Origin of the sequence: Bifidobacterium jacchi, from assembly GCF_009078285.1 — a bacterium.
Classification (GTDB): Bacteria; Actinomycetota; Actinomycetes; order Actinomycetales; family Bifidobacteriaceae; genus Bifidobacterium; species Bifidobacterium jacchi.
The window spans coordinates 22,211-28,496 of the sequence record NZ_RQSP01000032.1 but is presented as its reverse complement, the minus strand read 5'-3'; the positions used below and the strand labels follow the sequence as shown (position 1 = coordinate 28,496).

The 6,286-nt window shown below is 64.2% G+C and carries 2 protein-coding genes and 1 pseudogene; all 3 read right to left on the bottom strand.

Going from position 1 to position 6,286, the window contains the following annotated elements:
• Nucleotides 1-1,124 precede the first annotated feature (1,124 nt).
• Nucleotides 1,125-2,633 (bottom strand): xylulokinase, encoded by a 1,509-nt coding sequence (locus tag EHS19_RS08300; RefSeq protein ID WP_151917292.1) that lies wholly within the window; start codon nucleotides 2,631-2,633, stop codon nucleotides 1,125-1,127.
• Nucleotides 2,634-2,997: 364 nt separating this feature from the next.
• Entirely contained in the window at nucleotides 2,998-4,296 is a 1,299-nt protein-coding gene (locus tag EHS19_RS08295) for a cell division protein FtsQ/DivIB (protein WP_151917291.1), read from the bottom strand.
• 83 nt (nucleotides 4,297-4,379) lie between these two features.
• A pseudogene (locus EHS19_RS08290) lies at nucleotides 4,380-6,170 on the bottom strand (UDP-N-acetylmuramate--L-alanine ligase); the annotation flags it as partial.
• Nucleotides 6,171-6,286 lie beyond the last annotated feature (116 nt).

Sequence of the window (6,286 nt, the reverse complement as noted above, 5' to 3'; positions counted from 1 at the left end):
TCAGTCCCGCTTCGCGGGCCAGCTCCCCTGACAAGGGGAGCCAACAACATAATCAACGAACTACTGACGCAGGACACTAGCGGAAGAAATTCGTTTATACCATTCCTGCCCCTTGCCAAGGATTCCGGCTTGGGGGACTGAGTGGCGGCCATTCCGGCAACGACTTCGGCATCGGACACTCTTAGAGGGAACACTGGCGTATGGGAGCGTCACCACAGTGCAGCCGTATGCGCGGCACGAGCATGGCGGGCGCACGGCATAGGGCGCACGGCATATCATCCGTAACTGCGCGCGATCTCGACGTCCCCGCGCAGTTAAGGACGATTCCACCGCCGTTTTCGTCCATAACTGCGCGGCACCCTCGTCATCACGCGCAGTTACGGACGAATCAGCGACACAACAAACGCAACCCAACATCGGACAGCGGCATCGAGCACAAACCGAACAGCATCACAGCAGCATCACAGCAGCATCACAGCGGGGTCGCAAGCCCCAGCGAACATAATTCGGGAAACAAACCGCCATCTCCCGAATAATGATCACTGGGGTTGTCTCAGCGAACAAAATTCGGGAATACAACCCATTGCTCCCGAATTTCGATCGCTATGAAGCGCTCAGTGAACAAAATTCGGGAGATCAACCAAAAATCCCCGAACAATGATCGCTGGAGAGCACCCCAACAGGCCCTCACCGTGTCTTTCGCACCCATTGTGTGTAAGGAACGGTTGTCGCGCGGGCATCGTGTGCATGCAATGTATGTCGTCGGAGGCATCGTGTGCATGGAACGGTTGTGTAGAGACACGAAACGCGCGCTTCATGAACATCCTATGCACACGATCGCGCAGACGTACGCTCCATGCACACGATCAGCAGCGCCTTATGTACGCTCCATGCACACGATCGCCGGCCCGACACGGCCGGGAGGACCCTTCACACCCCCGATATGTACGCTCCATGCACACGATCACATAGACGTACATGCCGTGCGCACCATTAATTGTCCCGCGACGACGAAATCAGAGAGAACACGCCGCGTGACAGATCTGCCATATGCCAGCGCTCCGTCTCGCACATGAACGACGTAGCCGACTGCTCCACACCCAGTCGGCTACGTCCACCCCGACTCAGCCGCGATACCGCGCGTACTGCTCGTACACTTCAGGCGTCGGCTCGCCGCTCAGCGTCTCCTCGATGTCAAGCGTCCATGCCGGAGGCTCCGCCTGGCCGCTCAGCACCCATGCCGCCTGACGGGCCGCACCGATCGCCACATATTCATCGATCTTCGGCAGTTCGACATCCATGCCCAGAATCCCCGGCGCATAGGCACGCACGGCCGCGGAACGGGCGCCCCCGCCGATGAGCAGAATGCGACGCACATCAACGCCAAGACCACGAACCAGTTCCAGACAGTCGCGCTGCGAGCACAGCAGCGCCTCCACGAAGGCCCGGGCGATGTTCGCCTTCGTCGTATTCGCCAGCGTCATGCCATGCAACACGGCCGTCGCATTCGGACGATTCGGCGTGCGCTCCCCGTCAAAATACGGAACCAGCGTAAGGCCCTGCGCGCCCGGTGTCGACTGCGCGGCAAGATCGGCCAACTCATCATAATCGACACCAAGCGCCGCACGACCGGCATCGTTGATGCGCGACCCGTTGAGCGTGCAGGCGAGCGGCAGCCAATGGCCAGTGCAGTCGGCGAATCCGGTCACCGAAGCGGTCAAATCATAGACGGGAGAGGACGATATCGCCGCAGCCACCCCAGAGGTGCCGAGTGAGATGGACACATCGCCCACGCCCATGTTCAATCCCAACGACGCCATCGCATTGTCGCCGCCCCCGGGCGCGATGATGCACCCTCCGGGCACGTCTGCGCCGGCGATCGCAGGATCGGCGATCGCGCCGATCTCGGTCGGCTTCAGCACGCGCGGCAACAGCACGTCGTCGCGGCCGAACGCCAGTTTGAACAGATCCATGCGGTATTCGTTCGTCGCCGCATCGAAATACGCGGTGCCGGAGGCATCCGAGCGATCGGTGAACAACGCGTCCAGATCGGCGTTCGCCGTCGGATCGTCGTCGCGGACCGGTCCGTGCCCTGCGATGCGCCAGCTCAGCCAGTCGTGAGGCAGGCAGACCGCAGCGACGCGCGCCGCGTTGTCAGGCTCGTTCGCCGCGACCCACGCGATCTTCGTGATCGTCAGCGAGGCGACCAGCGACGAGCCGACGGCCCGGACCCACCGCTGCCGGCCGCGCATGACCGGATCGTCGCTCAGATCATCCTCGGAGCCGTCCGCAGCCTTGCCGGACGCTCCAAGCCGCGCGATCAGACGTTCGGCATCCGGTGCGGAACGGGTGTCGTTCCACAGGAGCGCGTCACGCACCACGCGTCCCTGACGATCAAGCAGCACCATGCCATGCTGCTGTCCGCCGACCGACAGAGCGGCGACATCGTCAAGGCCGCCCGCCTGCTTCCTCGCTTCCAGGAACGCATCCCACCACGCGTTCGGATCGCAGCTCGTGCCGTCCGGGTGCTTCGCCTGCCCGAACCGTACCAGTTCGCCGGTTGCAGCGTCGGTGACGCGCACCTTGGTCGATTGGGTGGATGTGTCGATGCCGGCCACCAGAATCCGAGTCATTATGCCTCCCTGCATGTCGTTTCCGACTGGTGTCGTTTCCGACTGGTGTCGTTTCCGACTGGTGTCGTTTCCGACTGGTGTCGTTTCCGACTGACAAGTCGAATCATTGAACCACGGGTTCAGGCTATCACCGTTCATCCTTGACGAGTCCGCGCCAGCGCACACATGTTCACCGACCTGAACGCATGCACACATGACCATATGCCCGCGACCGCGATGCACGCAGTCGCCATGCCCGCAGCCGCATGCACGCGCGACCGCATTCCTCATGACCGCCGTCGTGCTGCCGTCATGCTGCCGCCGTCGAGCGACGATCGGCGACCGCCTCATCGCCGCATCGCCGCACCGTCGCCCGGATCTCGGTCTATTTGACGATGGGTCGGGTCGGGGCCGACACGTCGATGCGTTTTTTGCCATTGAGCTTGGACGCGTTGCGGTTGATCAGTTCGTCGACCACGGCGGTTTTGAGCTTGAGCTGGCTCGAATCGCCCCATACCACGGTGTAGCCGTTGATCTGCGTGGTGATGGAATCCTGGGTCGCGGCGCTCACCTTGGAGATCGATCCGCGCATGGAGGCCGGCAGACCTGCCAGGATCGTCACCGCCTCCTTGACGGCACGGCTTTGAAGGCTCTTGTCGATATCGGACACCTCGATGACCGGGATGCCTTTGATCTTGGATGCGGTCGCCACCGTATTGAGCACGCGTGACTTGGAATCGACCGCCACCAGCGCTCCCCCGCTGCCTTTGACAATCGCGGCCGGCTCCTGGGATTCGACCGTCACGGTCAGACCATGCGGGTATCGCTTGACGACATCCGCCTTGGTCACTCCCGGTATGCCTCCCAGCTGTTCGGCGACATCCTCGGTGGATACCAGCAGCAGCGACTTACCCGCCTGCCGGTCCGCTATGTCGAGCACATCGCTGCGCTTGACCCATTCATTGTCGCCGGTCACCTGAATCTCGGACTGTTCAAGCCGTAGCGCCGACGAGAAGAACAACGCCCAGATCAGCGTGCACACCAATGCCAACGCCAGCACGGCAATAGCAATTCGACCGGCCATCGCCTTGACGTTCACCATACGCCGTTCACGACGACGAGCGGTGAAATCGACCACCTTGGGGCGTGTGGAGACGCCCAGCGAGCCGGCCGTCTGCCGCAGCGTGTTCGCGACGTGGTCCTCGCTGCGCAGACGTCGGGCATCCACGAATCCGCTGCCGACCGACCTGGCACCCGACTCGGCATCTGCGCGCCCGGTTCCGCCCGCGCTGATGTCCTGACGCGCATTCGCACGGGTGTTCGACCCCGCCACCGAACGCGCCTGACGTACGCTGACGGCGTCCGCGGAACGGCCGCGGCGGGAACGCGATGGGACGGAACGTTTCAGGCGGCTCAATGCACGCGATGCGGACGATGCCAGGGTTGTCTGCGATGCCGATTGCGCAGTTGACGTTTTCGAGGATGACGACGATCGCGCGCCACGAGTGGGGCGTGCATCGCGATTCGTCTGCGCATCGCGATGCGCCGACGAGGCGATGCGTCGCCCGGCACCATCCGCATCAACCCCGCGATGAGGCACCGCACCCGATGGAAAATCAGCCGAGCCAGCCGAGCCAGCCGAGCCAGTGGAACCGGCCGAACCGGCCACTCTTCTGCCGCTCATCCCCGACCATCCGCAGCAGTGGCATCAGAAGCAGCGCCATCAGAAGCAATGCCATCCGCAACCGCACCGGCATGCCCGGCGTCGCGGCCGACCTGCCCGGCACGCGCCTGCAGCGCATGCAGCAGCACCGGCACCATCGTGGTCACATCCCCGGCTCCCACCGTGAAGATCACGTCACCCGGACGCGCACGCAATGCCAGCATCTGCGCGGCGGTGCGCATGTCGTCGACCGCTTCGATCCAATCCGCCCGACGATTCGGCACACCGGTTGATCCAGCAGAATCAACCGCGTCACCCGCACCACCCGGGTCGCCCGAGCCGGCCGAACCGGCCGCCGCACCAGCCGCGTCGACGACTGTCCCCGGTCCGACATCAGGGAAATCGGCCTGACGTTCGCGCGCGGGGAAGATGCCGGTGACGATCACGTCATCGGCCTTGGCGAGCGCCTCGGCGAACTCGTGCGCGAAGAAGCGCGTGCGCGAGAACAGATGGGGCTGGAACAGCACATGCAGCGTGGCGTTCGGATACCGGCGGCGCGCGGCGTCGAGCAGTGCCGCGATCTCGGTCGGATGATGCGCGTAGTCGTCCACGACCGTGACGCCATCGACTGTTCCTCGAATCTGGAAGCGCCTGGACGCGCCGAGGAACGTGCCCGCGGCACGGGCCGCATCGGCCGGCTGCATGCCCAGCAGAGTGGCTGCGATGATCGCGGCGGTGGCGTTGCGCGCATTGTGCAGGCCGGGCACGATCAGATGCACGGGCACCGTCACATCCCGAGGATTCCGATCAGCGTCGGTGCCGGAACCCGCCCCGGCCACGGCGGCGTCACCGACGGCGTCACCGGCCTCAGCACCGGCACCAGCAGCAGCACCGACCACGGCAGCGGGCAGTATGATGCGGAACGATTCGACGCCGCTGCCCGCACTCTCCCGCTCGGATTCGATGCGGACGAACGCGGCGCCGCGAAGGTCGCCGATCCGCGTCTCGTCGTGCGTCGAATAGATGATCGTGCGGCGTGCAGTGGTCTCATCGACGCGCCGCAGCACCTCAAGCGCACCCTCGTCATCGCCGCACAGCACCACATGCCCCGCTTCGCCGCCGTGCGTCGCATCCGCGCCAGCCGCATGACGGGCATGCTCGACGAAGGCCTCGCGGTAGCGTTCCGTAGTGCCGTAATGGTCGAGATGATCGGATTCGGCGTTGGTGATGATGGCGATGGTCGGATGGTATTTCTCGAAGCTGCCATCGGATTCGTCCGCCTCGGCGACGAGCACGTCGCCGGTGCCGGCATGGCCGCCGTCCAGCGTCGTGCCGTCCGGTCCCTGAATAGTGCCGCCGATCGCGTAGCTGGGGTCGGCGAGCGCTCCGGTGCCGGCATGGGTGAGGATGTGGGCGAGCAGGGAGCTGGTCGTCGTCTTGCCGTGGGTTCCCGCGACCGTCACGGCCCGCCTTCCATGCATGAGCAGGGCGAGGATGTCGCTGCGATGCACGATGCGTGCGCCGCGCTCGGCCGCGGCGATGATCTCGGGATTGTCCGGCTTGATGGCGCTTGAATAGACGACCGTGTCCGCTTCGGCGACGTTGCTGGCGTTCTGGCCGATTTCGACGCGGATGCCCATGGATTCAAGACGTTCGGTCTTCGCGCTGGATTCACGATCCGAACCATCGACCGCAACGCCACGCTCGTGCAGCATTTCGGCCAGCACGCTCATGCCGGCACCGCCTATGCCGATGAAATGGGTGCTGCCCAGATCGGCGATGGTCTCGTTCGCGCCGAACGCGGCACAGGGTGGATCGAGCGTGATCCTCGGCTGCCGTAGGGCGCGCGCCGCGCCATCCTTGATGTCGTCGATGTCGTCCGTCGCTTCATTCATGATGCGCTCCTTGTCCAAGTTCCAATGTCTGCGTGACGCGTCATGCGCATGACGCGTGGCAGTCCGTCGTGTGATTGCCGCCATTCGTTCTTTTAAACCATTCCCGCTGTTGCGGC